This is a genomic window from Microbacterium sp. TS-1, assembly GCF_000509385.1.
Taxonomy (GTDB): Bacteria; Actinomycetota; Actinomycetes; order Actinomycetales; family Microbacteriaceae; genus Microbacterium; species Microbacterium arborescens.
Genome location: NZ_BASQ01000002.1, coordinates 224590 through 248963, shown reverse-complemented (window position 1 = coordinate 248963; position 24374 = coordinate 224590). Strand labels below are relative to the sequence as shown.

At 70.2% G+C, this 24374-nt stretch carries 23 protein-coding genes and 1 tRNA gene; 17 read left to right on the top strand and 7 right to left on the bottom strand.

The annotated features are described in order from the left end of the window. Window positions 1-65 precede the first annotated feature (65 nt). From MTS1_RS13855 to MTS1_RS13845, 3 genes are all read left to right on the top strand, one after another. Window positions 66-287, top strand: a complete 222-nt coding sequence (locus MTS1_RS13855) for a DUF4177 domain-containing protein (protein WP_023955044.1) — start codon at window positions 66-68, stop codon at window positions 285-287. After that, entirely contained in the window at window positions 284-751 is a 468-nt protein-coding gene (locus MTS1_RS13850) for a RidA family protein (protein ID WP_023955042.1), read from the top strand. Before MTS1_RS13855 ends, MTS1_RS13850 begins: the two co-directional genes overlap by 4 nt. Before the next feature lie 102 nt (window positions 752-853). Continuing rightward, entirely contained in the window at window positions 854-2593 is a 1740-nt protein-coding gene (locus MTS1_RS13845; protein ID WP_023955040.1) for a Na+/H+ antiporter, read from the top strand. Between the two features lie 22 nt (window positions 2594-2615). On the opposite strand, the gene acs is transcribed toward MTS1_RS13845, so the two are convergent. After that, window positions 2616-4580, bottom strand: coding sequence for an acetate--CoA ligase (gene acs / locus MTS1_RS13840; RefSeq protein ID WP_023955038.1), 1965 nt, complete (start codon window positions 4578-4580; stop codon window positions 2616-2618). A 415-nt stretch (window positions 4581-4995) separates the two neighbouring features. Here acs and MTS1_RS13835 point away from each other — a divergent pair, with 415 nt between their 5' ends. From MTS1_RS13835 to MTS1_RS13795, 9 genes are all read left to right on the top strand, one after another. Continuing rightward, window positions 4996-6018, top strand: a complete 1023-nt coding sequence (locus MTS1_RS13835) for a TadA family conjugal transfer-associated ATPase (protein ID WP_023955036.1) — start codon at window positions 4996-4998, stop codon at window positions 6016-6018. Further along, window positions 6015-6914 carry a type II secretion system F family protein gene (locus MTS1_RS13830; protein ID WP_023955034.1) on the top strand — a complete coding sequence of 300 codons (900 nt, stop codon included), beginning with the start codon at window positions 6015-6017 and terminating at the stop codon, window positions 6912-6914. Before MTS1_RS13835 ends, MTS1_RS13830 begins: the two co-directional genes overlap by 4 nt. Before the next feature lie 96 nt (window positions 6915-7010). After that, window positions 7011-7211, top strand: coding sequence for a DUF4244 domain-containing protein (locus MTS1_RS13825; RefSeq protein ID WP_023955032.1), 201 nt, complete (start codon window positions 7011-7013; stop codon window positions 7209-7211). Continuing rightward, window positions 7208-7546, top strand: a complete 339-nt coding sequence (locus tag MTS1_RS13820) for a TadE family type IV pilus minor pilin (protein WP_023955030.1) — start codon at window positions 7208-7210, stop codon at window positions 7544-7546. Before MTS1_RS13825 ends, MTS1_RS13820 begins: the two co-directional genes overlap by 4 nt. Continuing rightward, the gene (locus MTS1_RS13815; protein WP_023955028.1) at window positions 7546-7863 is read left to right on the top strand and encodes a hypothetical protein; all 318 of its coding nucleotides are present in this window, start codon (window positions 7546-7548) and stop codon (window positions 7861-7863) included. Before MTS1_RS13820 ends, MTS1_RS13815 begins: the two co-directional genes overlap by 1 nt. A gap of 350 nt (window positions 7864-8213) precedes the next feature. Then, a complete protein-coding gene (gene topA / locus MTS1_RS13810) occupies window positions 8214-10919 on the top strand; it encodes a type I DNA topoisomerase (RefSeq protein ID WP_023955026.1) in 2706 nt (901 codons plus the stop codon). Next, on the top strand, window positions 10916-11554 hold the full coding sequence (gene tmk / locus MTS1_RS13805) for a dTMP kinase (RefSeq protein ID WP_023955024.1): 639 nt from the start codon (window positions 10916-10918) through the stop codon (window positions 11552-11554). The genes topA and tmk overlap by 4 nt, the downstream gene beginning before the upstream one ends. 76 nt (window positions 11555-11630) lie before the next feature. After that, window positions 11631-12785, top strand: a complete 1155-nt coding sequence (locus tag MTS1_RS13800; protein WP_023955022.1) for a DNA polymerase III subunit delta' — start codon at window positions 11631-11633, stop codon at window positions 12783-12785. Beyond that, window positions 12782-14335 (top strand): alpha/beta hydrolase, encoded by a 1554-nt coding sequence (locus MTS1_RS13795; RefSeq protein ID WP_023955020.1) that lies wholly within the window; start codon window positions 12782-12784, stop codon window positions 14333-14335. Before MTS1_RS13800 ends, MTS1_RS13795 begins: the two co-directional genes overlap by 4 nt. A gap of 88 nt (window positions 14336-14423) precedes the next feature. Here MTS1_RS13795 and MTS1_RS13790 read toward each other — a convergent pair whose 3' ends face one another. The 4 genes from MTS1_RS13790 to MTS1_RS13775 all read right to left on the bottom strand — a co-directional run bounded on the left by MTS1_RS13790 (window position 14424) and on the right by MTS1_RS13775 (window position 18030). Then, on the bottom strand, window positions 14424-15230 hold the full coding sequence (locus MTS1_RS13790) for a nucleotidyltransferase domain-containing protein (RefSeq protein WP_023955018.1): 807 nt from the start codon (window positions 15228-15230) through the stop codon (window positions 14424-14426). Between the two features lie 145 nt (window positions 15231-15375). Beyond that, window positions 15376-16035, bottom strand: coding sequence for a methionine ABC transporter permease (locus MTS1_RS13785; protein WP_023955016.1), 660 nt, complete (start codon window positions 16033-16035; stop codon window positions 15376-15378). Then, complete coding sequence (locus tag MTS1_RS13780) at window positions 16028-17065, bottom strand: methionine ABC transporter ATP-binding protein (RefSeq protein ID WP_023955014.1); 1038 nt, start codon at window positions 17063-17065, stop codon at window positions 16028-16030. Before MTS1_RS13780 ends, MTS1_RS13785 begins: the two co-directional genes overlap by 8 nt. Window positions 17066-17133: 68 nt before the next feature. Next, window positions 17134-18030, bottom strand: coding sequence for a MetQ/NlpA family ABC transporter substrate-binding protein (locus tag MTS1_RS13775; RefSeq protein ID WP_023955012.1), 897 nt, complete (start codon window positions 18028-18030; stop codon window positions 17134-17136). Between the two features lie 230 nt (window positions 18031-18260). Here MTS1_RS13775 and MTS1_RS13770 point away from each other — a divergent pair. Further along, window positions 18261-18336, top strand: a tRNA-Thr gene (locus MTS1_RS13770). Window positions 18337-18404: 68 nt separating this feature from the next. Here MTS1_RS13770 and MTS1_RS13765 read toward each other — a convergent pair. Beyond that, window positions 18405-19532 (bottom strand): Gfo/Idh/MocA family protein, encoded by a 1128-nt coding sequence (locus tag MTS1_RS13765; RefSeq protein WP_023955011.1) that lies wholly within the window; start codon window positions 19530-19532, stop codon window positions 18405-18407. Further along, window positions 19529-20293 (bottom strand): sugar phosphate isomerase/epimerase, encoded by a 765-nt coding sequence (locus MTS1_RS13760; RefSeq protein WP_181405603.1) that lies wholly within the window; start codon window positions 20291-20293, stop codon window positions 19529-19531. Before MTS1_RS13760 ends, MTS1_RS13765 begins: the two co-directional genes overlap by 4 nt. 188 nt (window positions 20294-20481) lie before the next feature. Here MTS1_RS13760 and MTS1_RS13755 point away from each other — a divergent pair, with 188 nt between their 5' ends. Genes MTS1_RS13755 through MTS1_RS13740 form a run of 4 tightly spaced genes read left to right on the top strand, consistent with a single transcriptional unit; the run spans window position 20482 to window position 24371 of the window. Further along, window positions 20482-21060: a TetR/AcrR family transcriptional regulator gene (locus tag MTS1_RS13755; RefSeq protein ID WP_036306088.1), complete on the top strand. Its 579-nt coding sequence runs from the start codon at window positions 20482-20484 to the stop codon at window positions 21058-21060. 27 nt (window positions 21061-21087) lie between these two features. Continuing rightward, window positions 21088-21525: a hypothetical protein gene (locus tag MTS1_RS13750; protein WP_023955005.1), complete on the top strand. Its 438-nt coding sequence runs from the start codon at window positions 21088-21090 to the stop codon at window positions 21523-21525. A 60-nt stretch (window positions 21526-21585) separates the two neighbouring features. Next, window positions 21586-23790: an efflux RND transporter permease subunit gene (locus MTS1_RS13745; RefSeq protein WP_023955003.1), complete on the top strand. Its 2205-nt coding sequence runs from the start codon at window positions 21586-21588 to the stop codon at window positions 23788-23790. Continuing rightward, a complete protein-coding gene (locus tag MTS1_RS13740; RefSeq protein ID WP_023955001.1) occupies window positions 23787-24371 on the top strand; it encodes an isochorismatase family protein in 585 nt (194 codons plus the stop codon). The genes MTS1_RS13745 and MTS1_RS13740 overlap by 4 nt, the downstream gene beginning before the upstream one ends. Window positions 24372-24374 lie beyond the last annotated feature (3 nt).

The window sequence follows — 24374 nt, the reverse complement described above, 5'->3', positions numbered from 1 at the left end:
CACCCCTTGCGCGCGTGCCTCCGCGCATGCCGGCGCGCGAGCGAAAGCCGAAGATCGGAGCCCCGATGACGACGTGGGAGTACCTCACCACGCCCCTGCTGATCCACAACACCGCGGCGATCCTCAACAACTGGGGCAAGCAGGGGTGGGAGCTCGTGCAGGTCGTGCCGGGCCCCGAGGGCGGTCTCGTCGCGTACTTCAAGCGTCCGGTCGGCGGCGGAGCGGCCAACGCCGGTCTCGGCGCCGCCCAGCAGGCCGCTCAGCAGTTCGAGGGGACGGGCGCATGAGCGTCTCTGCACGGCTGACGGAGCTCGGCATCCAGCTTCCGCCCGTCGTTCCGCCCGTCGCGGCATACATCCCCGCGACCGAGCACGACGGACTCGTCTACACGTCGGGGCAGCTGCCCATGGTCGACGGCTCGCTGCCCGCGACCGGCAAGGTCGGCGAGGGCGATGCCCTCGTCGCGCCCGTGACGGCCAAGGACCTCGCTCGCCAGTGCGCGCTCAACGCCGTCGCCGCCGCAGCGGATGTGGCCGGCGGCGTCGACAACCTCGCTCGGGTCGTGAAGGTGACCGGATTCGTTGCCTCCGTCCCCGAGTTCACCGGCCAGCCCGGCGTCATCAACGGCGCGAGCGAAGTGCTGGGCGAGATCTTCGGCGAGGCCGGTCGTCACGCACGGTCGGCGGTCGGGGTGCCGGTGCTGCCGCTCGACTCGCCGGTCGAGGTCGAGGTCGTCTTCGCCCTGGTCTGATCGCCGGGCGCTCCGCCCACCGCGAACCTCGGGCGGAACACCGCCCGTGCCGTGGCTCGCGGCCCTACGCTCTGGTGTGGACCACGCGGAAGGGCGGTAGGGATGCAGGGACTCGAGGTCACGGTTCTGCTGGGCATCGCCCTTCTCGTCGGAACCGTCCTGGCGCCGCGGTTGCGCGTCGCGACGCCGCTGGTGCTGCTCGTGATCGGTCTGCTGCTCGGGTTCATCCCCGAGCTGCGTGCCATCGAGCTGCCGCCGGAGACGGTGCTGCTGCTGTTCCTGCCGGTGCTGCTGTTCCGCGAGGCGTGGACGACGTCGCTGCGTTCGGTCCGCCGGTCGCTCCGCTACATCGTGCCGATGAGCACCCTGCTCGTCGTCGCCTCGGCATTCGCCGTCGCGGCCGTCGCGACGTGGCTGGGTGTGCCGTGGGAGGCCGCCCTCGTGCTCGGCGCGGCCGTCGCGCCGCCCGACGCCACCGCCGTGGCCGCCCTCGGCCGGCTGCTGCCCGCCCGCACCTTCATGAAGCTCAAAGCGGAGAGCCTCACGAACGACGGCACCGCCCTCGTCCTCTACGCCATCGCGGTCTCGCTCCTCCTCGGCGACCAGGTGAGCGCGCTCTCGATCACGGGCATGGTGCTGCTGTCGTACCTCGGCGGGGCGGCGGCCGGCATCGCGGTCGCAGCCCTCGCCTTCCTCGCCCTGCGACGGATGCAGTCGACCCTGACGATCAACCTGACGCTGCTGCTCGTCCCGTTCGTCGCCTTCCTGGTCGCCGAGCTGATCGAGGCGTCCGGGGTGCTCGCCGTCGTCTTCGCGGGGCTCATCGTCGCCTGGGTGTCGCCGCGCATCACGACGGCGATGTCGCGCCGGGCCGCCGATGCCACCTGGCCGTTCGGGGTGTATCTGCTCAACGGTGCGCTGTTCGTGCTGATCGGCCTCGAGGTGCAGCTGGTTCTGCACGAGATCTCGCCGTCGGAGATCGGCATCCTGCTTCTCGTCACCGTCGCGGCATGGGTGGCGCTGTTCGTCGTGCGCTACCTGTTCCAGTGGCTGTTCTCGCCCTTCTCGCGTCCGGCGGCCGGGTCGAGCAGGTCGCTCCGGCACCGTTCGCGCGTCGTCAGCACCGTGTCGGGGTTCCGCGGGGCCGTCTCGCTCGCCATCGCACTGTCGGTGCCGATCACGACGGCGTCGGGTGAGCCGGTCGAGGGGCGCGACTCGATCGTGTTCGTCACGGCGGGCGTCATCGTGCTCACGCTGCTCGTGCAGGGGCCGCTGCTCCCCGTCGTCATCCGCTGGGCGAAGCTGCCCGCCGACGATGCGGCGATCGAGGAGTACGAGCTCGCCCAGCGGGCCATTTCGGGCGCCGCCCTCGCAGCTCTCGACGACCTCGCCGCAGAGCACGGGGTCAGCGATCGTGTTCGCGACCGTGCCCGTCACGAGGGCTACGAACGCCTCGAGCTCGCGAACGCCCGCGCCGTCGCGCGTCAGCGGGCGGCCGAGGAACGCGATTCGGATGCCGACATCGACGACGACTCGTCCGACGAGGATGCCTCGCGCATGGGCCCGGTGCCGCCCGGGCCATCGGACGGGGACGGGCACCGGCCTGCGCCGCAGCTCGAGATGCTCGCCGTCAGCGACGACATCGACCTGACGCAGCGCTCGCCGCTCATCCGGCACCGGGAGGCGACGCGGCTGCGGCTGGCGATGCTCGACCGCAAGCGCGAGGTGCTGCTGCGCCTGCGGCGCGACGGCACGATCGACGACCTCGTGGCGAGGCGCATCCTTGCCGACCTCGACATCGAGGAGATCCGGGCGCGCGGCCTCGACCGCGACGCCGAGTGACGCGATCGAGGCCGGTCGCGAGCTACTTCAGCTGAGCGCTGATGACCGACATCACCGCGGTGTCGGCCAGCGTCGTGGTGTCGCCGACCTCACGGCCCTCGGCGACATCCCGCAGCAGACGACGCATGATCTTGCCCGAGCGGGTCTTCGGCAGCTCGCCGACGATGTAGACGTCGCGGGGCCGTGCAATGGGGCCGATCTGCTCGCCGACCCACTGCCGGAGCGACGTCGCGAGACCGTCGGGGGAGTGCGCGTCGAGGTAGCTCTGCTTGATGATGACGAAGGCTACGACGGCCTGGCCCGTGGTCTCGTCCGATGCTCCGACGACCGCGGCCTCGGCGGTCGACTCGTGCGCGACGAGCGCGGATTCGATCTCGGTCGTCGACAGACGGTGGCCCGAGACGTTCATGACGTCGTCGACGCGGCCCATGAGCCAGATGTCGCCGTCGTCGTCGAGGCGGGCACCGTCGCCTGCGAAGTAGTAGCCCTGCTTCTGGAACTTCTCCCAGTAGGTCTCGACGAAGCGGTCGGGGTCGCCCCAGATGCCGCGCAGCATGCTCGGCCAGGGCTCGGTGATGACGAGCAGTCCGCCGTTGCCCTCGCCCACGCGGTTGCCCTCCTCGTCGACGACGTCGATCGAGATGCCGGGGAGTGCGACCTGCGCCGATCCGGGCTTCGTCTCGGTGACGCCCGGCAGCGCGGAGATCATGATGGCGCCGGTCTCCGTCTGCCACCACGTGTCGACGATCGGGGCCTTCTTGCCGCCGATGACCTTGCGGTACCACATCCACGCTTCGGGGTTGATGGGCTCGCCCACCGAACCGAGCAGGCGGATGCTCGACAGGTCGTACTGCGCCGGAACCTGGCGGCCGACCTTCATGAAGGACCGGATCGCGGTGGGGGCGGTGTAGTAGATCGTCACGCCGTACTTCTGGATGATCTCCCACGAGCGGCCCGAGTGGGGCGTGTCGGGGGTTCCCTCGTAGAGCACCTGCGTCGCGCCGTTGGCGAGCGGGCCGTACGTGACGTAGCTGTGGCCGGTGACCCAGCCGATGTCGGCGGTGCACCAGTAGACGTCCGTCTCGGCGTGCAGGTCGTGCACGACGCGGTTGGTGAACGCGGCCTGCGTCAGGTAGCCGCCCGAGGTGTGCAGGATGCCCTTCGGCTTTCCGGTCGTGCCCGAGGTGTAAAGGATGAACAGCGGGTTCTCGGCGGGGAACGCCTGCGCTTCGTGATCGGGGGAGGCTGCGGGCACGACGTCGTGCCACCACAGGTCGCGCTCGTCATTCCACTCGATGTCGTTGCCGCCGCGCCGCACGACGATGACGTGCTCGACGGTGAGCTGCGGGCCGGCGCCCCGGTCGGCCAGCGCCTGGTCGACGGCGGGCTTGAGCGGCGAGACCTTGCCCTTGCGATAGCCGCCGTCGGCGGTGATCACCAGCTTGGCGCCGGCGTCGTCGATGCGGGTCCGCAGGCTGTCGGCCGAGAACCCGCCGAAGACGACGGAGTGGACGGCGCCGACGCGGGCGACGGCGAGCATCGCGGCGACGGCCTCGGGGATCATCGGCATGTAGATCGCGACACGGTCGCCCTGCTCGATCCCGAGCCCGGTCAGGACGTTGGCGAGGCGCTTCACCTCGTCGGTGAGCTCGCCGTAGGTCACGGCGCGGTCATCACCCGGCTCGCCCTCCCACAGCAGCGCCACACGGTCGCCGAGACCCGCCTCGACGTGGCGGTCGAGGCAGTTGTACGCGACATTCAGCTCACCGTCGGCGAACCACTCCGCGAACGGGGGGTTGGACCAGTCGAGCACCTGCGTGAAGGGCTTGTGCCAGTGCAGCTCCCGGGCCTGGTCGGCCCAGAAGCCCTCGCGGTCGGCTGCCGCGCGCTCGTAGAGCTCGGCGGTGCCGACGGCGGATGCGGCGAACTCCGGCGACGGCGCGAAACGCCGGGTCTCGGTCAGCAGGTGGTCGATCTGGCTGCTCATACGGCGCGCTCCTTCGCGGTCGATGGCGCCGCGCACGGCGGCGTGCGGTCAATCTAGACCGCGGCGAGATCAGGAGACTACCGCCGATAGTGGGTGGTCGTGCCGAGAGTGGCGCGGCGGTGCGGTGATTGGGTCGCAGCGGGTTCGACAGCGTAAGCTGATCCGTGGCTGCGACATCGATCGCGCCCGTGGCGGCCCGACCTACCCCCCAAGCGGCGGGACGTTGCGTGGACGGCACCCCTATCCCCCAATGTGGGGTGCCGTCCTTCTTCTTTTTCTCGGGCTGGACCGCCGCGCACAGCCGCGCGGCGGCGTTGCTCGTCGCGTCTTCTCCCCACCGGGCCACCGACGCCGATTGTCCAGCATCTGGGACCGCGGAGCGGTTGATGATCCCGACGATTCCTAGTGTCGGGGCATGGCATCAGCATTCGTCGTCGTACCGCGCCGAGAGTCTGGTGGGGCCGCGCGTCCGAAACCCCCTGCGGCGCCGACTCCGGCGCCGCAGCGCAAGCTTCCCGACGATGCTGCGCTCGATCCACTGCGCGAGCATCTGATCGACCCGGCCGTCACGGACGTCTTCGTCAACGGAGAGCGCGGCGTCTTCGTCGACCGCGGGCGCGGCGCCGAGCACGTGGGCCGGTGGCGGCCCAGCGATGGCGAGGTCCGCGCTCTTGCTGTCGCGCTGATCGCCCTCGGCGGACGACATATCGACGATGCGACACCCTGTGCCGACGTGCGTTGGGCCGGCGGCATCCGGGTGCACGCCGTGCTTTCGCCGGTGGCCTGCGGGGGTTCGGTGATCTCGATCCGGCTCCCGGCGATCGAGCAGCTGAGTCTTGCCGATCTCGAGCAGCGCGGGATGTTCGACGCCGCGGTCGCGACAGACCTTCGTCGGCTCGTCGCGGACCGCACCAATCTCCTCGTCACGGGGGCCACGGGCGCCGGGAAGACGACGCTCCTCGCAGCGCTCCTGTCCGCCGCGAGCCCGACTGACCGGATCGTCACGATCGAGGATGTCGCCGAGCTGAGGCTCGATCACCCCCATCACGTGCGACTCGAAGCCCGTCAGCCGAATCTCGAGGGGGCCGGGGCGGTACCGCTGGCCCGTCTGGTGCGAGAGGCGCTGCGCATGCGACCCGATCGGCTCGTGGTGGGGGAGTGCCGCGGCGAGGAGGTTCGCGAGCTGCTCACCGCCCTGAACACGGGGCACCACGGCGGCGCCGGCACCGTGCATGCCAGCGGTCTCGCCGACGTGCCGGCGCGGCTCGAGGCGCTCGGTGCGCTGGCGGGCCTCGACGATCACGGCGTCGCCCGACAGGTGGTGAGCGCGATCGGTGCGATCGTCCACGTCAGGAACGTCGACGGCGTTCGCCGGGTCGAGGGAATCGCCCGCCCGGTCCTGCGAGACGGGCGCCTCGGGATCGAGGAGCCGGAATGAGATTCCCGTGGCACTCGCGCCGTCCTCCGGTCGAGACGGATGCCGCGGCAGCGGAGGCGGCGCCCGTCCTGCACCGTCTCGCCGTGCTGCTCGAAGCCGGAATCGCACCCGATGCGGCTTGGGAGCACCTGGCCGCCTCGGGCGACTCCGCATCCCGGCGGGTGCACGAACGACGACGGGCGGGTGAGCCCCTCACCGACGCCATCGCTGCGGAACCCGGCGCGTGGCGCGAGGTCGCGGCGGCCTGGCATGTCGCCACGACCGTGGGCGCTCCGCTGGCGAGCACGCTGCGCGGGATGGCCGAGGCTCTGCGTGACGCCCAACAGGCTCGCGATGACATCCGTGTCGCGCTCGCCGAACCCACGGCGACGGCCCGGCTTGTCGGGTGGCTCCCGCTCGTCGCCGTGGCGCTCGCACTGCTGCTCGGTTTCGACGTGCTCGCCACCCTGCGGCATCCCGTGGGTGCGGCATGCCTCGTCGTCGGGGCGCTGCTGATGGTGGGAGCGCAGGTGTGGACGCGTCGGCTCGTGGCGCGCGCCCGATCGGTCGACGGTGTTCCCGGTATGTCGGCCGAACTGCTTGCGATCGCCCTGTCGAGCGGCGTCTCGATCGGCCGGGCGGAAGAGGTGCTGGCCTCCGTCGACGTCGCGGCTGCGGCTGCAGACCGCGAGGTGCTCGACCTCTCGACATCCGCAGGGGTGCCCGCAGTGGACCTTCTGCGCGCCACCGCGGAGCTCGAGCGCCACCGCGCCCGGATCGAGGGGCGGATGCGTGCGGCGCAGCTGACATCGCGGCTGCTGCTGCCGCTCGGGGTCTGCACCCTGCCCGCGTTCCTCCTGATCGGCGTCGCACCGATGCTCCTCAGCGCGATGACGAGCGCCTCGGTGACGCTGTGACGCGGCCACCCCTGCGCGAGCTCGATCGCGTCCGACCAGACCCAGACCGTGCCCACCGTGCCCGATCCGAACACGCATCCACAGAACGGAGCAGACATGAACCGATCCTTTCCTCGATTGACGCGGGCGCGCGCCGCGAAGCTGTTCGCCGACGAGTCCGGCGCCGCGACGGCGGAATACGCCATCGCGACGATGGCCGCCGTGGCCTTCGCCGGTTTGCTGGTGGTGATCATGCGCAGCGACGAGGTGCGCGGCATCCTCACCGATCTCGTACGACGGGCGTTGACCGTCGAATGAGGTTCCGCCGTGACGATCGCGGCTCGGCCGCCGCCGAGTTCGCGGTCGTCGTGCCGGCGGCGATGCTTCTGGTGCTGCTCGCCGTCGCCGCGCTGGCGGCGGCGGGCACGCAGATTCGTCTCGAGCACGCGGCGGCTCAGGCGGCACGGCTCGTCGCGCGGGGCGAGGACGCCGGGAGGGCATCAGCGGTCGTGCAGACAGCGGTCGGGGGCGCGGCGCTCGAGCTCCGGTCCGACGCGGATCTCACCTGTGCGATCGCGACGGCCCATCACGGCATCCCGTTGCCGTTGCCAGCGCTGCGGGCGGAGTCCTGCGCGCTCTCCGGAGGGCTCTGATGGCCGGCGTCGCGACGGCCATCGGTGTTCTCGCGGTGACGGCGACGGTCTCCGCGGGCTGCGTGCTGGCGGGAGTCGCGGCGATCCAGTCGGCGCGGGTGTCTGCGGCCGCCGACACCGCGGCGCTCGCGGCGGCCGATGCTGCGCTCGGGTTCGTCGGGGGAGCGCCGTGCGAACGAGCCGGCCAGGTCGTCGCGCACGCCGGGCTGGCGTTCGCCGCGTGCGAGGTGGACGGCGTGACCGTGACCGTCGTCGTCGCCTCGCCGGCCGGCGTGTTCAGCGTTCAGGCGCGCTCTCGAGCAGGTCCGCCGGAGTGACTCAGGGGTGGCGAGCTACCCTCGCCGATCTACTACCCCGGGGAGCGGCTCGGTCGCCTCAGCCACCGGGCCTGGCCGAGTGGGACTGATCAGGAACCGCCGGCTTGCGGCGATCGTGAGGGGGCGCCCGGCATCCCGCGCGTGCCGGTCGTCCGCAATGCGTGATCGACCGCTGCACCGCTTCGCATCGCGTCGTCGCAGACGGGCCTGTGGAGGGTGTATTCCGCGTGCGTGCGCGCGCCCGCGCGGCCCTCGCGGCCTGGCATGCCGACGGAAGGATATGGCGCGCCGTTCCCAGCGTCCTCCATCGTGTGGCGCGTGTATGGTGTGCGCTGGAGAAAGGAAGACTCGTGGCAGGCGGCAAGAAACTCGTCATCGTCGAGTCCCCGACCAAGATGAAGTCGATCCAGGGCTACCTGGGCGACGAGTACGAAGTGCTCAGCTCGGTCGGGCACATCCGGGATCTCGCTAAGAAAGAGGACATCCCGGCCGACAAGAAGCAGGCGTACGGCAAGTACTCCATCGACGTCGAGAACGGCTTCGATGCGTATTACGTGGTCAGCGATCGCAAGACCAAGACCGTTGCCGAGCTCAAGCGCGCCCTGAAGGACGCCGACGAAGTCCTGCTCGCCACCGATGAAGACCGCGAGGGCGAGGCGATCGCCTGGCACCTGCTCGAGGTGCTCAAGCCCAAGGTCCCCGTCAAGCGCATGGTCTTCCACGAGATCACCAAGGACGCCATCCGCGCGGCCGCCGACAACACCCGCGAGCTCGACCTCGCGCTCGTCAACGCGCAAGAGACCCGCCGCGTCCTCGACCGGCTCTACGGGTGGGATGTCTCGCCCGTGCTCTGGCGCAAGATCGGTTCCGGCCGCGACGGTCAGGCGCTGAGCGCCGGCCGCGTGCAGTCCGCCGCGACCCGCATGGTCGTCGAGCGTGAGCGCGAGCGGATGTCGTTCGTCTCGGCGTCGTACTGGGACATCGAGGCCCACGCGGCGAAGGACGGCGGCTCGTTCTCGACGCGCCTGGCGCGGCTCGACGGTGCTCCGCTGGCCCGGGGCACCGACTTCGACGACGCCGGCGCGCTGAAGAAGGCCGTCGTCGTCCTCAGCGAGAAGGACGCCCGCGAGCTCGCGACCGCGATCGAGAAGGCGGCCACCGCAGCCGTCACCGCGGTCGAGGCCAAGCCCGGAACCCGCAGCCCCAAGCCTCCGTTCACGACCTCCACGATGCAGCAGGAGGCCGGCCGCAAGCTCTCGATGAGCGCCAAGCACGCGATGAGCGTCGCCCAGCGTCTCTACGAGAAGGGCTACATCACCTATATGCGCACTGACTCGACCGCGCTCTCGGCGCAGGCCGTGACGGCGGCGCGCACGCAGGCGGTCGCGCTCTATGGCGACCGCGCGGTTCCTGCGAGCCCGCGCTCGTACCGCAACAACGCCAAGAACGCCCAGGAGGCCCACGAGGCGATCCGCCCCTCGGGCGAGGAGTTCCGCACGCCCGCATCCGTCGCCTCCGGTCTCGACCGCGACGAGCAGCGCCTGTATGACCTCATCTGGAAGCGCACCGTCGCCAGCCAGATGTCGGACGCGAAGTACGAGACCACGACCGTCACGCTCGAGGTCGATGCCGGCGGCAAGCGCGCAGCGTTCACGGCATCCGGCACCGTCTACACCTTCAAGGGCTTCCTCGAGGCGTACGAAGAGGGCAACGACGAGAAGCGCGGCGACAACGACCGCTCCGCAGACCAGTCGCTGCCACCGGTCGCCGTGGGCGACGAACTCGCGCTGTCGGATGTCGAGCCCAAGGGCCACGCGACGAGCCCGAAGCCCCGCTACACCGAGGCGAGCCTCGTCAAGGCGCTCGAGGAGAAGGGCATCGGTCGTCCGTCGACCTTCGCGAGCATCATCGACGTCATCCTCGAGCGCGGCTACGTCACCAAGCGGGGGCAGGCGCTCGTGCCCAGCTGGCTCTCGTTCAGTGTCGTCCGGCTGCTCGAACAGCACTTCTCCGACCTCGTCGACTACGACTTCACGGCCGCGCTCGAGGACGACCTCGACGCCATCGCCCGGGGCGAGCAGGCGCGCGAGGCGTGGCTGAAGGAGTTCTACTTCGGCTCCGACAACCACGTGGGCCTGCGCAACATCGTCGAGAACCTCGGCGACATCGACGCCCGCGAGCTGAACGCGACGCCCATCGGCGACGTCGCGACGCTGCGGTTCGGCAAATACGGCCCGTACCTCGACGTTCCGGTCGGTGACGGCGAGACGCGCATCGTCAACGTGCCCGACGACCTCGCGCCCGACGAGCTGACGCCCGAGAAGGCGCAGGAACTCATCGACGCTCCTGTCGCCGGCGACCGCGTTCTCGGCGAGAACCCCGAGAACGGCAAGCTCATCGTCGTCAAGGACGGACGCTTCGGTCCCTACGTGCAGGAGCTCGAGCCCGAGCCCGAGGAGACCGTCGACGAGGCGACCGGCGAGGTCGCCCCCGCCAAGAAGAAGACGACCAAGAAGAAGGAAGCGGCTCCCAAACCGCGCACCGCGTCGCTGTTCAAGTCGATGAGCGTCGACACGGTCGACCTCGAGCAGGCGCTCAAGCTGCTGTCGCTTCCCCGCGTCGTGGGCGTCGACCCCGAGTCGGGCAACGAGATCACGGCCCAGAACGGCCGCTACGGTCCGTACCTGAAGAAGGGCACCGACTCGCGCACCCTCGCGAGCGAGCAGCAGCTGTTCGACATCACGCTCGAGGAGGCCCTCGCCGTCTACGCGCAGCCCAAGTACGGGGCTCGCGCCGCATCGAGCGCGCTCAAGGAGTTCGAGGCCGACCCCACCAGCGGCAAGCCGATCAAGCTGAAGGACGGCCGCTTCGGGCCCTATGTCACCGACGGTGAGACCAACGCGACGATCCCGCGCGGTGAGAACGCCGAAGAGGTCACGTTCGAACGCGCCGTTCAGCTGCTCGCCGACAAGCGCGCCAAGGGCCCCGCGCCCAAGCGCAAGACGGCGGCACGCAAGACCACGACGACGCGCAAGCCCGCGGCAAAGAAGAAGTGACCGGCACCGCGGACCGCGGGCTCTGGATCACCCTCGAGGGCGGCGACGGGTCGGGGAAGACGACGCAGGCGACCGCCCTCGAGGCCTGGCTCCGCGAGAGCGGCCGAGAGGTCGTGCGCACGCGCGAGCCGGGCGGCAGCGACGTGGGCGTGCTCATCCGTGACATCGTTCTGCACCACCGTGGCGATATCGCTCCGCGTGCCGAGGCCCTGCTGTACGCCGCCGACCGCGCTCACCACGTCGCGACCGTGGTCCGTCCGGCCCTCGAGCGCGGCGCCGTCGTCGTGCAGGACCGGTACCTCGACTCATCCGTCGCCTATCAGGGCGCCGGACGCGTGCTGGACGCCGGCGAGGTGCGCGACCTGTCGCTGTGGGCCACCGACGGCGCGCTGCCCGACATCACCGTGCTGCTCGACCTCGACCCCGCCGCGGCTCGGGCACGGCTCGACGCCGACGACAAACCGTTCGATCGGCTCGAGGCCGAGAAGGCCGACTTCCACGAGCGCGTCCGCACCGCTTTCCTCGGGCTCGCCGCCGCGGAGCCCGAGCGGTTCCTCGTGCTCGACGCGTCCCGTCCGCCCGTCGACCTGTCCGTCGAGATCCGGGCGCGGGTCGAGCGTTCGTTGGGCGGCTGAGCTGCGTCGCCGCCGGTCCACTCGGCCGTGCGCCCGCGGGGTAACCGAGGTCGGAGGCTCCCCGTAGGCTGGACCCATGACCGCCTCCGCTCCGCTCGCACCACCGTGGGGCGAGGTCTGGGGTCAGGACTCGGCCGTCGCAGCGCTGCAGGCCGCGGCCTCCGATCCCGCGCAGCTCGCGCACGCCTGGCTCATCACGGGCCCACCCGGCTCGGGGCGCTCGACGCTCGCGCACGCCTTCGCGGCCGCCCTGATCGCCGAGCCCGGTGACGAGGCTGCGATGCGGCAGGTGCTCGCCGGCACGCATCCCGATCTCACGGCGCTCCGCACCGAGGGCGTCGTCATCTCCATCCGCGATGCCCGGGCCCTCGTCGAACGGTCGTACTTCTCGCCCTCACTGGGGCGGTACCGCGTCATCGTCGTCGAAGACGCCGACCGGATGGTCGAGCGCACGAGCAATGTTCTGCTCAAGGCCCTCGAAGAGCCCCCGGAGCGGACGGTCTGGGTGCTGTGCGCGCCGAGCGACGCCGATCTGCTGCCGACGATCCGCTCCCGCGTGCGGACGCTGCGCCTGCGTGAGCCCGACGTGGCGGATGTCGCACGCCTCATCTCCGCGCGCACGGGGGTCGACGAGGCGGTGGCCGAGCAGTCCGCCCGTCTCGCCCAGCGCCACATCGGCATGGCCCAGCGTCTCGCGACGGATGCCGCCTCCCGTGAGCGCCGCGACGCGACGCTGCGCGCCGTGCTGGCGGTGCGCGGCGTGTCCGACGCCGTCGAGACGGCTGGCCGCATCGTGAGCGCCGCGACGGAAGATGCCAAGGCTCTGACGGCCGAACGCGACGAGTCCGAGCGCGAGGCGTTGCGGCGCACGCTCGGGGTCGCTCCGGGGGCACCCGTGCCGCCCGCCGTGCGCGGTCAGCTCAGTGCGCTCGAGGACGAGCAGAAGCGTCGCGCCACACGGAGCCTGCGCGACGGCATCGACCGCGTCCTCACCGATCTCGAGTCGATGTACCGCGACACGCTGATGCTGCAGTTCGGCCGCGAGGGTGACCTGATCAATCGTGAGCTGACGAGCGAACTCGCTGCTCTCGCGTCGGCGTGGACGCCCGACCGCACGCTCGTCGTGCTCGACCGCATCTCGGCCACCCGCAGCGCCCTCGAAGGCAATGCGGCCCCCCTGCTCGCCCTCGAGAGCATGCTCATCACCGTCGCCAGCGGAAGGACACCGTGAAAGCTCCTCGTCGTCTGATCACCGTCGTCGCCATCGCCGCGGCCACGGTGACGGTTCTCACCGGATGCGTGTTCAAGGGAGGCCCCGATCAGGCATCGCCGGCGCCGAGCCGGACACCTGTCACCGACGGCGTCTCGGAAGACCTGATGCCGTTCTATGGTCAGGAACTCGAGTGGGAGTCCTGCAAGGGGGCCGACTCCGGCTCGTACGACTGCACGACGGTGCGCGCGCCGCGCGACTGGAACGATCCGTCCGCGGGTGAGATCGAGCTCGCGGTCGTGCGGCGGGCGGCGGGATCGGGAGACGCGCTCGGGTCGCTGCTGGTCAACCCCGGCGGTCCCGGCGCGAGCGGATACGACCTCATCGCCGACAGCGCCCGGTTCGCGGTGGGTTCCGTCCTGGCTGACGCGTACGACGTCATCGGGTTCGACCCGCGCGGCGTGGGCCGATCGAGCGCCGTGGCCTGCTTCGACGCCGCGGGCACCGACGCGTACTTCTTCGACATCCCGGCGGCGCCTCGCGGAACGCCGGAGTGGGAGGCCGAGCTGACGGCGCGCAACGAGCAGTTCGCCGCCGCGTGCGACGAGAACAGTGGCGGCATCCTGCCCTTCATCACGACCGAGTTCGCCGCGCGCGACATGGATCTGCTGCGCGCGGTGCTCGGCGACGAGAAGCTCAACTACCTCGGCTACTCCTACGGGACCTTCCTCGGCGCGACCTACGCCAAGCTCTATCCCGAGAACGTCGGCCGGCTCGTGCTCGACGGCGCGATCGACCCCAGCGTGTCGTCGCTCGATGTCAGCGCCACCCAGGCGGTCGGCTTCGAGTCGGCGCTGCGCGCGTTCATGGCTGCCTGCCTCGAAGAGGAGGACTGCCCGTTCCGCGGATCCGTCGACGACGCGATGACCGACCTCGGGACGCTGCTCGCGAGCGTCGATGCGTCGCCGCTGCCGGCATCCGATGGCCGGCGCCTCGGCGCGGACTCGCTCATGACCGCGATCATCGCCGCGCTGTACTCGCAGGACAACTGGCCGATCCTGAGGCAGGCTCTCTCGCAAACGCTGGCGGGCGACCCGCAGACGGCGTTCCTGCTCGCCGACTTCTACTACGCGCGCACGCCCGACGGGCAGTACTCGGACAACTCGTCCGAGGCGTTCCGCGCGTACAACTGCATGGACTATCCGGTCGAGAACGACCCCGAAGCCGAGGCCGCGTCGAAGGCCCGCCTCGCGGTGGAAGCGCCGACGGTCGCGCCGTACTGGGAGGGCGTCGACGCGTGCGCCGTCTGGCCCTATCCGCCGACCGGTACCCGTGGCGAGATCACGGCTGACGGCGCCGCGCCGATCGTCGTGGTGGGCACGACCAACGATCCCGCCACGCCATACGAATGGTCCGAGTCGCTCGCCGATCAGCTTGCCTCGGGTGTGCTCGTCACGCGAGAGGGTGAGGGGCACACGGGGTTCCAGAAGGGCAACTCGTGCGTGGACGACGCAGTCGAGGCCTTCTTCATCGACGACACGGTGCCCGAGGACGGCCTCGTCTGCCGCTAGGCCCCTGCCCGTCTGCCTCCCGCGCGAGGTCCCACTTGGGCCGGGAATGCTGAGGCCATACCCGGCCCAAGTGGGACCTCGGCGGCGCTCAGGACGGGCGAGGCAGGGCGCGCAGCAGGTCGGTCGCTGTCCGAGCGCCCTCGGGTGACGCGTCGACCGCGCTGAGGGCCGCGGCGACCTGAACATCGAAGTCCGCGGGCGCGGATGGGAGATGCGTCACGCCGCTGACGATGCCTTTCTCGTTGATGGCCCAGGTTCTGGCCTGGGCATGCCAGGCGTACGCCAGCCGCACTGCTGCATTGCTGAGGCAGAGGCCGACGTAGGCGGTGTCGCCGCGATCGGTGACTTTGGCCGCGGCGTCGACGAGGAAGTCCACCTGCCACAGGTCGTCGAGGAAGGCCCGCCGCAGTGGCTCAGGGTAGGGGGCGACGGCGTCGGCGTGGTCGCGCAGGAAACCCGCGCCGTCGACGAGGGGCTTCGCGAGCGCGACCTCGCCGGCGTACGCGACATCCAGGAACCCGAGCGGATGTCCCGGCTGCGAGTGGAAGGCGAATTCGCCCCGACGAGCCCTCTCGACCTGAGCTCGAACGCGGTCCACGTCGCGGATGATGACGTCGACGGGCATGCCGGCGATCGTCGCCCACGCGCCACTGTCCACCCACGGGCCCCAGCTTCCGGCTGGTCCGATTCTGACCGAGGTCGTTGCCCAGCGAGACACCGCCGCCGAGAGAGCATCGCGGTCGATTGTTCGCCCGTCGACGTACACACCCAGGTCGACGTCCGAGTCGGGGGAGTGCGTCCCGCGCGCTCGACTGCCCCCCAGCGCCACCGCGATGACACCGGGAGTCGCCGCGAGATCGCGCGCGATTCGCACCAGATCGCCGTCCGAAAGCATGCCGCCAGGCTAGCCCCCTGCGAGGTCCCAGTTCGGCCGGGAACGGTGCTGTCATACCCGGCCGAACTGGGACCTCGGCGGGCACGAGCCCGGCCCAAGTGGGACCTCGACCGCGGGCGTCGAGACCCCTCGACGCGGCGGGCCGTCAGCGCCGCAGAATGCGGCGCGCGAGGGCGTTGCCGAGGAACTGCACCCCCTGCACGAGCAGGATGATGATGATCACGGCGGCCCAGGTGACCCAGGGGTTGAACTGGCGGAAGCCGTTCACGAGCGCGAACTGGCCGAGGCCACCCGCGGCGATCGCGCCCGCGACGGCGGTCATGTCGACGAGTGCGACCACGATGAAGGTGTAGCCGAGCACGAGCGGGCCGAGCGACTCGCGCGGGACCAGCCGGAACAGGATGCGCGAGCGGCTCGCGCCGGCGGCGCGGGCGGCCTCGATCACGCCGGGGCGCACCGTCAGCAGGTTCTGCTCGACGATGCGTCCGATGGCGAACATCGATGCGATCGAGATCGCGAAGACGGCGAACTCGATGCCGATGCCGCGGATGCTGAACGCGCGGGCGAGGGGCTGGACCGCGGCCATGAAGATGATGAACGGGATCGGCCGGAACGTGTTGACGATCACGTTGACGATGCCGAACACGACACGGTTGGGGAACAGGCTGCCGGCCCGCGTGGCGTACAGCGCGAGGCCGATCAAGAAGCCCGCGATGCCGCCGAACAGCAGGCTCAGCGTGATCATGTAGAGCGTCTCGGCCGTCGCCGGCCACAGGTCGGGCAGCAGCTCGATGAGCCTATCCACGGGAGTCCTCCTCGATGAGCGGTGCGTGGGCGGATGCCGCGGCCACGGCGCGATCGACGGCATCCGTCTCTCCCGACAGAGCGAGCGTCAGATGCCCGAAGACGCGCCCACGGATGTCGTTGATGCCGCCGTGGATGAGCTCGAACCGCACCCCATGGGACGACAGCGCCGCGAAGACGTCTGCCTGCGGCGACTCGCCCTCGCGGATGGTGAAGGTGACGATGCGGCCGGGATGCCGCGCGCGCAGCGCCGCGAGCTTCTCGCCGGTGGGCGCTTCGTCGATGATGCTGGCCACGAACCGGCGAGTCGCGGCATGCGACGGTGCCGAGAGCACGTCGAAGACGTCGCCGCTCTCGATGACGCGTCCGTGCTCCATGACGACGACACGGTCGGCGATCGCACGGACGACCTCCATCTCGTGGGTGATGACGAGGATCGTCACGCCGAGCTCGGTGTTGATGCGCTTGAGGAGGGCGAGCACCTCCTGCGTCGTGTCGGGGTCGAGCGCGCTGGTGGCCTCGTCGGCCAGCAGGATGCGGGGACTCGTGGCGAGCGCTCGAGCGATGCCGACGCGCTGCCGCTGTCCGCCCGACAGCTGCTCGGGGTAGTTCTTGGCCTTGCCCGACAGCCCGACGAACTCCAGCAGTTCGGCGACGCGCTGCTTGACCTCGGTGCGTGAGCGTCCGGCGACCTCGAGGGGATACGCAACGTTGCCGGCGACGTTGCGCGAGTCGAACAGGTTGAACTGCTGGAAGATCATGCCGATGTCGCCGCGGAGGGCACGCAGCTCGCGCTCGCGGAGCGCGGTGATGTCGCGGCCATCGATCTCGACGCTGCCGCTCGTGGGCGTCTCCAGAGCGTTGACCAACCGGAGGACCGTGCTCTTGCCCGCGCCGGAGTACCCGACGATGCCGCATACGGATCCGGCCTCGATCTCGAGGTCGACGTCATCGACCGCGACGACCGGGTCACCGCCCTTCGTGGACGGGGGGAAGCGCTTGGTCACGCCGGACAGGCGGATGAGGGTCATGCGGGGGCTCCTCGAACGGGACATGCGTGTGCGGCCCGTCCGGTGGGGCGGGCCGCACACGCATGATGTCACTGGTTGGCGCGGATGTCGTCCTCGACCTGCTTCAGGGCGGAGGCGAGCTCGTCCTTCGGCGTCTTCACGAGCACGGCCGAGCCGCCGGACGCCTCCTGCAGTCCGTCGGTGACCGCCTGGGTGTCCTGGAAGATCTCGACGAGCTTCTGGTAGGTCGGGTTGTCGGCATCCTCGGCCTTGGCGGCGAAGATGTTGATGTACGGCTGCGCGCTCGGGTCGCTGGGGTCGTCGGTCGCGAGCGCGTCGTCGAACTTCAGTCCGGCATCCTCGACGAAGTCGTTGTTGATGATCGCGGCGGCGACATCGGGCAGCGACGTCGCGGTCAGGGCGGCGTCGAGTGCCTCGACCTTGACCTTCGAGCCGGGCTCGACGTCCGCCGTCGTGGAGAACACGGTGCCGCCGTCCTTGAGCTCGATGAGGCCCTGGGCCTGCAGCACGAGCAGGCCGCGGGCCTGGTTGCTCTCGTCGTTGGGGACGGCGACGGTGGCGCCTTCGGGGATGTCGTCGACCGAGTCGTACTGCGTCGAGTACAGGCCCAGCGGGTAGGTCGCGGTCGAGCCGACGGCTACGAGGTCGTCGCCGGCGTTCACGTTGTAGGTCGCGAGGTAGATGATGTGCTGGAACTGGTTGAGGTCCAGCTCGCCCGCCGAGAGCGCGGGGTTGGGCTGGGTGTACTCGGTGAAGTCGACGATGTCGACCTCGATACCCTCGTCGGCCGCGGCCTCCTTGTAGGTCTCCCAGTAGGGGTCGCCCGCGCCGACGACGCCGATGCGCACCGGGCCGTCCTGTGCGGCGTCACCGGCGTCGCCGGAGCCGGCGTCCGACGCGCAGGCGCCGAGCAGCAGGGTCAGGGGGAGGGCCAGGGCGGCCGCGGTCAGAAGTCGCTTGGACATGAGTGGTGCTCCTCGGATCGGGCACCGCGGGGCGGTGACCCGCCCGTGCGCGACCGGGGTCGCGCTCGCCTCATCGCGGTGCCCTCCGACGGTAAGCGCCACGGGTGGACGGGGAGTAATCGTCGCGTAACACGGCGTCTCCCGATATAAGGGCGTCGGCCGCGCCGCCGGTTCGCGACGGGGTCTCCGAGCATGTAACATTGCTGATCGTGCATCGCACAGCGACGCGCGCCGCCTTAGCTCAGACGGCAGAGCGATTCACTCGTAATGAATAGGTCAAGGGTTCGATTCCCTTAGGCGGCTCCACAACGAAAGGCCCGGACTCCGAAGAGTCCGGGCCTTTCGCGTACCCGCTGTGCGGGACGCCGCGCTGCTTACAGCGTCGCGGCGAACGGGTCGAAGTCGACCGGAACGGTGGGTACGGGCGCCACGGTGCTCGCGACCTTGACGAACTCGCCCGAGGCGGCAGACTCCTGCGCCGAGAGCATGACGTCGAGCACGTGGTAGCCGAGCTCGCCGGTGGCGACGTGGGGCCGGTCCTCCGCGATCGCGCGGACCATGTCGAGCAGGCCCAGGCCGCGGCCGGTGAGCTTGCCCTCCTGCTCGATCTCGATCCACTCCTGCTCGCCCCAGTTGCCGTCCGAGATCGACTTCCGCGCCTTGACGTAGGCGATGCGCCCCTCGAACTGGTTGGGGTCGGGGAGCACGATGGAGCCCTCGGTGCCGTGCACCTCGAACACGCCGTGGCGTTCGAGGGCCGAGTCGAAGCTCAGCAGGCTCGCCGCCTGCTGGCCCGCCTCGAAGGCGGTGACGACCTGCATCGTGGTGGGCACCTCGACGGGGAAGACGGTGCCCGCGTTGGGCCCGGCCTGAATGGTGCGTTCCTCGAGCTTCTTGCGTCCGACGGCAGCGACCCGGTCGACCGAGCCGAACAGGCTGACGAGACCGCTGAAGTAGTACGGACCCATGTCGAGCAGCGGTCCGGCGCCCTGGGCGAACAGGAACGCGGGGCTCGGGTGCCAGAGGTCGGGACCGACGGTCTGGAACGTCGTCGACGCGAACATGGGCTCGCCGATGACGCCGCTCTGGATCGCGCGCTTCGCGGTCTGGAAGCCGGGGCCGAGGAGCGTGTCGGGTGCCGAGCCGATGCGCAGGCCGGCGGCATCCGCCTGGCGCAGGAGCTCCGCCGTGCTCTCGCGGTCGAGGCCGAGCGGCTTCTCGGTCCAGACGTGCTTGCCGGCGGCGATCGCGCGCGAGGAGATGTCGACGTGAACGGCGGGGATCGTCAGGTTGACGATGACGTCGACGTCGGGGTGCGCGAGGACGTCATCGGTCGTACCCCATTCGGCGACGCCGTGCTTCTCGGCCTGAGCCTTCGCGCGATCGACGTCGAGGTCGCCGAGGATGACGACGCGCACATCGGGGAAGGAACCCAGGTTCTCGAGGTAGGTGTCGCTGATGACACCGACGCCGACGAAACCGACTCCGACGGGCCCGGTCATGCGCTGACACCGTTCTCGCGCAGGAACGCCAGGCTGGCCGCGACGTCGGCGAAGACGTCACCGGGTGCCTTGTCGTACTCGACGACGGCGTACTTCAGAGCGGTGGCCGCGCGCAGCGACTCGGCGAGGGGCACATCGCCCGTGCCTGCGTGGCGCTGGTCGAGGCTGTCCGAGCCGAACTGCTCGGCGCCCGGAGCCCAGGGGTTGGATGCCGGCACGACGCCGTCCTTGACGTGGACGGCGATGAGCCGGTCGCCGAGGCTCGTCACGAGGGCGGGGACGTCCTGCCCGCCGGTGAGGGCCCAGAAGAGGTCGAGCTCGAGGGTGACCCGCTCGTCGAGGAGCGAGACGAAGCGCTCGTAGGCGCTCTGACCGTCGAACGACGCGACGAACTCCTGCGCGTGGTTGTGGTAGCCGACGCTCAGGCCGAATCCGGCGGCGATCTCGGCCTGCGCGTTGAGGCGCTCGGCGATGTCGGCGACGCCGTCCTCGGTGAGCCAGCGGTCGGGCGCGACGAACGGGTCGATGACCGTCTTCATCCCGATCGTGGCCGCGGCCTCGTAGACGACCTCGGGTGCGGGCGTCGGGATCGAGCCGTCGGGCGTCCAGAGCTCGTCGGTCAGCAGGGGAGCGTGACCGGTGGGGGAGGTGAGGCCGGCGGCATCCAGGGCCGCGCGGATCTCGGTCGGGCGCGAGACGAAGTCGAACGCCTCGACGTGTGCGAATCCGATCTCGGCGAGCTTCGCCAGCGAGCCGGACATGTCGGCGGAGAACTCCTTCGCAAGCGAATAGAGCTGGACGGATGCCTGGACCTGAGTCACAGTCGACCTTCTTTCGTACGTCATCGTGCGGGGTGCCTGTGGTGGCACGACGTCACGCTAACACGTAATACATCCAGGTGGAGGTTTTTTGTTACAGTCGCGGTGTGAGCAACGACGATCGCGCGGAGATGGGGCGTCCGGGCGCCTACGCCAAGGGCGTGGCGCGACGTCAGGAGATCCTCGACCGCGCGATCGAGGTCTTCCAAGAACGTGGCCTGCAGGGAACCTCGCTGCGGCGCATCGCCGAGGCCATCGGGGTCTCGCACGCCGCGCTGCTGCACTACTTCGAGTCGCGAGAGCAGCTGCTCGTCGCGGTCTACGAGCACGCCGAGACGCAGCGCGGCCGGCGCAATCCGGTTCCGCCCGAGACGGCGGTCGGCGTGATGACGCGCGCCGCGGTCGACAACCTCGAGGTCCCGGGTCTCGTCGAGCTCTACTCGATCCTCGTTGCCGGAGCGCTCGAAGCGGGGAGCGAGCACGGCAAGCGGTTCTTCACGGCCCGCTTCGAGCGCATCCGTCGTGAGCTGACCGAGCGCCTGCATTTGGAGCAGCGGGCGGGAACCGTTCGCGACGACGTCCCGGCCGAACAACTCGCGGCCCTGCTCATCGCGGCCTCCGACGGTCTGCAGATCCAGTGGCTCCTCGAGCCCTCGATCGAGCTCGAGCGTACGCTCGCCTCGCTGGCCGTGCTGCTGCGTCCGTCGTGAATCCGCGCCCGGCGTCAACCATACTGAGTGCATGACCCGAGCGACCCGCGTCCCGAGTCGGCGGCGCGCGTGAACGCGATCCTCGACGCGGTGCTCGAGATCCTCAGCTGGGCGGGATTCGGCGGCGCCGCCCTCTTCGCGGTCGCGCTCCTCGTGCTGTGGGCCGCCGACGGCACCTGGCTTCCGGCGGATGCGCTCGTGGACCACGAGCCCGACGGCACCTGGGTGCGCTGGTACGACGACGAGGGTGAAGCGAACAGCGCGCGGGTCGACGACCACACGGCGACGCTCCTCGCGGGCCGCGATCGGGCAGACATCTGGTATCGACACGGATGGCGGGGGAGGATGCGGTTGACCCGGCGACCGCCCGCGCATCGCCTCCTGGTCGGCCTGTCGTCCGGATTCCTCGCCGTGGGTGTGGCCGCGCTCGTCGCGTCGTGGATCGTCCTCTTCGCCCGCGGTTGAATCGGGGCAACGTCGGCCATCGGACTGGTGCATCCACATTTAGCTAGATAAGCTACCTACGTGAAGAGCGAACGAAATGTCCCGCGCTGGCTGCGCATCGGCATCCCCGCCCTGCTCGTGCTCGTGTGGCTCGTCGGCGGGTCGGTGGGCGGACCGTACTTCGGTCGCGTCAGCGAGGTGGCCACGAACGATCAGTCCTCGTTCCTTCCCGCCAGCGCCGACGCGACGAAGGTCAGCGAGCGGCTGACCGACTTCACCGGCGGCGATGAGATTCCGGCGGTCGTGGTGGCCGCGGCTTCCGATCCGCTCGACGAGACGCAGCTCGCAGCGCTCGGCGAACTCGGAACCGCCATCAGTCAGCTCGAGGGGGTCGGCGAGGTGTCGCCGCCCATCCCATCCGAAGACGGTCTCGCCGTGCAGGTCTTCGTGCCGATCGACGCCTCGGGGGAGGTGCGCGACATCGTCGAAGAGATCCGCGGGCTCGTCCAGCAGGACCTGCCCGCGGGTGTCGAGGCGTGGGTCACCGGCCCGGCGGGGTTCACGGCCGATCTCGCGGAGGGATTCCTCGGTATCGACGGATTGCTCCTGATCGTCGCGCTCGCGGCTGTGTTCGTCATCCTGGTCGTCGTCTACCGTTCGCCGCTGCTGCCGATCCTGGTCCTGCTCACGTCGGTGTTCGCGCTATGCGTCGCGCTGCTGACGGTCTGGTGGCTCGCGAAGGCCGACATCGTCGTGCTCAACGGGCAGGTCCAAGGCATCCTGTTCATCCTGGTCATCGGCGCGGCGACCGACTATGCCCTGCTCTACACGGCCCGATATCGCGAGGCGATCGGGTCGGGCGCGTCGCGCTGGGAGGCGACGCTGCGCGCTTGGAAGGGTGCGGTCGAGCCGATCCTCGCCTCGGGAGGAACCGTGATCGCGGGTCTGCTCTGCCTGCTGCTGAGCGACCTCGCGAGCAACAAGGCGCTCGGGCCCATCGCCTCGATCGGAATCGCCTTCTCGATGCTGTCGGCGCTGACCTTCCTGCCCGCGCTTCTGGCGCTGTTCGGTCGGGCCGCGTTCTGGCCGTTCATCCCGCGCACCGGCGCGATCGACCTTCCCGACGACCCGCGCGAACCGGTCCGCGGTCTCTGGCCGCGCCAAGCGCGCTTCGTCGCACGTCGCGCTCGGTCGGTCTGGATCGCCAGCACGGTCGTCCTCCTCGTCGGTGCAGCGGGGGTCCTGCAGCTCAACGCGAACGGCGTCCCCTCGAGCGATCTCGTGCTGGGCGCTTCGGAAGCGCGCGACGGTCAGGCGGCTCTCGCCGAACACTTCCCCGCGGGCTCGGGCAGCCCGGCGTCCGTCATCGTTTCGCAGGACCGTCTCGCCGACGCGCTCACCGTGCTCGACGCGAATCCCGGCATCTCGTCGGTCGCCGCCGTCGCAGCGGATTCGCCCACGGGACAGGTCTCGGTGGCGCTCGAGGACGGCGAGCCGGTCTTCGCCGCCGCTGGGCCGCCGGGCGCACCGGCGCCCGAGCCGACGGTGTCGGAGGGCGACGTTCTGCTGTCGGTGACGCTGGCCGATCCGGCCGACTCGCTCGAGGCCGAGCAGACCGTGCGCGATCTACGGGCCGCCTTCGCCGATGAGGTCCCCGACGTCCTCGTGGGCGGGACGACCGCGACGAACGTCGACACCAACGACACCTCGATCCGCGACCGGACCGTCATCATCCCGGTCATCCTGGTCGTGATCCTGCTCATCCTGATGCTGCTGCTGCGCTCGATCCTCGCGCCGGTTCTGCTGATCCTGAGCACGATCCTGTCGTTCGGCACGGCGCTGGGCGTCAGCGCTCTCGTGTTCAACCACGTGTTCGATTTCCCAGGCGGCGATCCCGCCGTCCCGCTGTACGGCTTCGTGTTCCTCGTGGCGCTCGGGGTCGACTACAACATCTTCCTCATGTCGCGCGTGCGTGAGGAGACGCTTGCGCACGGCACCCGTCGGGGCATCGCGCGGGGCCTCGTGGCCACAGGAGGGGTCATCACGTCGGCGGGTCTCGTGCTCGCCGCGACGTTCGCCGCCCTCGGCGTCATCCCCATCCTGTTCCTCGCCCAGATCGCCTTCATCGTGGCGTTCGGGGTCCTGCTCGACACCTTCGTCGTGCGCTCGCTCCTCGTTCCGGCCCTCGCCCACGACATCGGCCCCGCCATCTGGTGGCCGTCGAAGCAGTGGCGTCGCGAAAGGGCCGTGCGGGCCGCTGAGACGGAGCGTACCCTCGACGCATGACCCGTGCCCTGTTCATCGTCGATGTCCAGAACGACTTCACCGAAGGTGGAGCGCTCGGTGTGACCGGGGGTGACGCGGTCGCTGCGGCGATCACGCGTCATCTCCGCGAGCACGCCGGCGACTACGAGATCATCGTCGCCTCGCGCGACTGGCATCACGGCGATCATGACAACGGCGGGCACTTCGCCGACGGCGAGCCCGACTACGTCGACACCTGGCCGGTGCACTGCGTCGCCGACACGGCGGGCGCCGAGTACGACCCCGAGCTCGACGTCTCCGCCGTGACCCATCACGTCAAGAAGGGGCAGGGCGTACCCGCGTACTCGCTCTTCGAAGGGACGACCGAGGAGGGGGATGTCGTCGCCGACCTGCTGACCCGTCACGGCGTCGTCGACGTCGACATCGTCGGCATCGCCACCGACTACTGCGTCCGTGCATCGGCGCTCGACGCGATCGCCCACGGTCGCCGCGTGCGCATCCTCACCGACCTCGTGGCCGGTGTCGCCGAGGAGTCCAGCGCGGCCGCCCTTGCCGAGCTCGCGCATGCGGGAGCCGAGCTCGCCGCCGGTTCCGGTCGCTGAGGC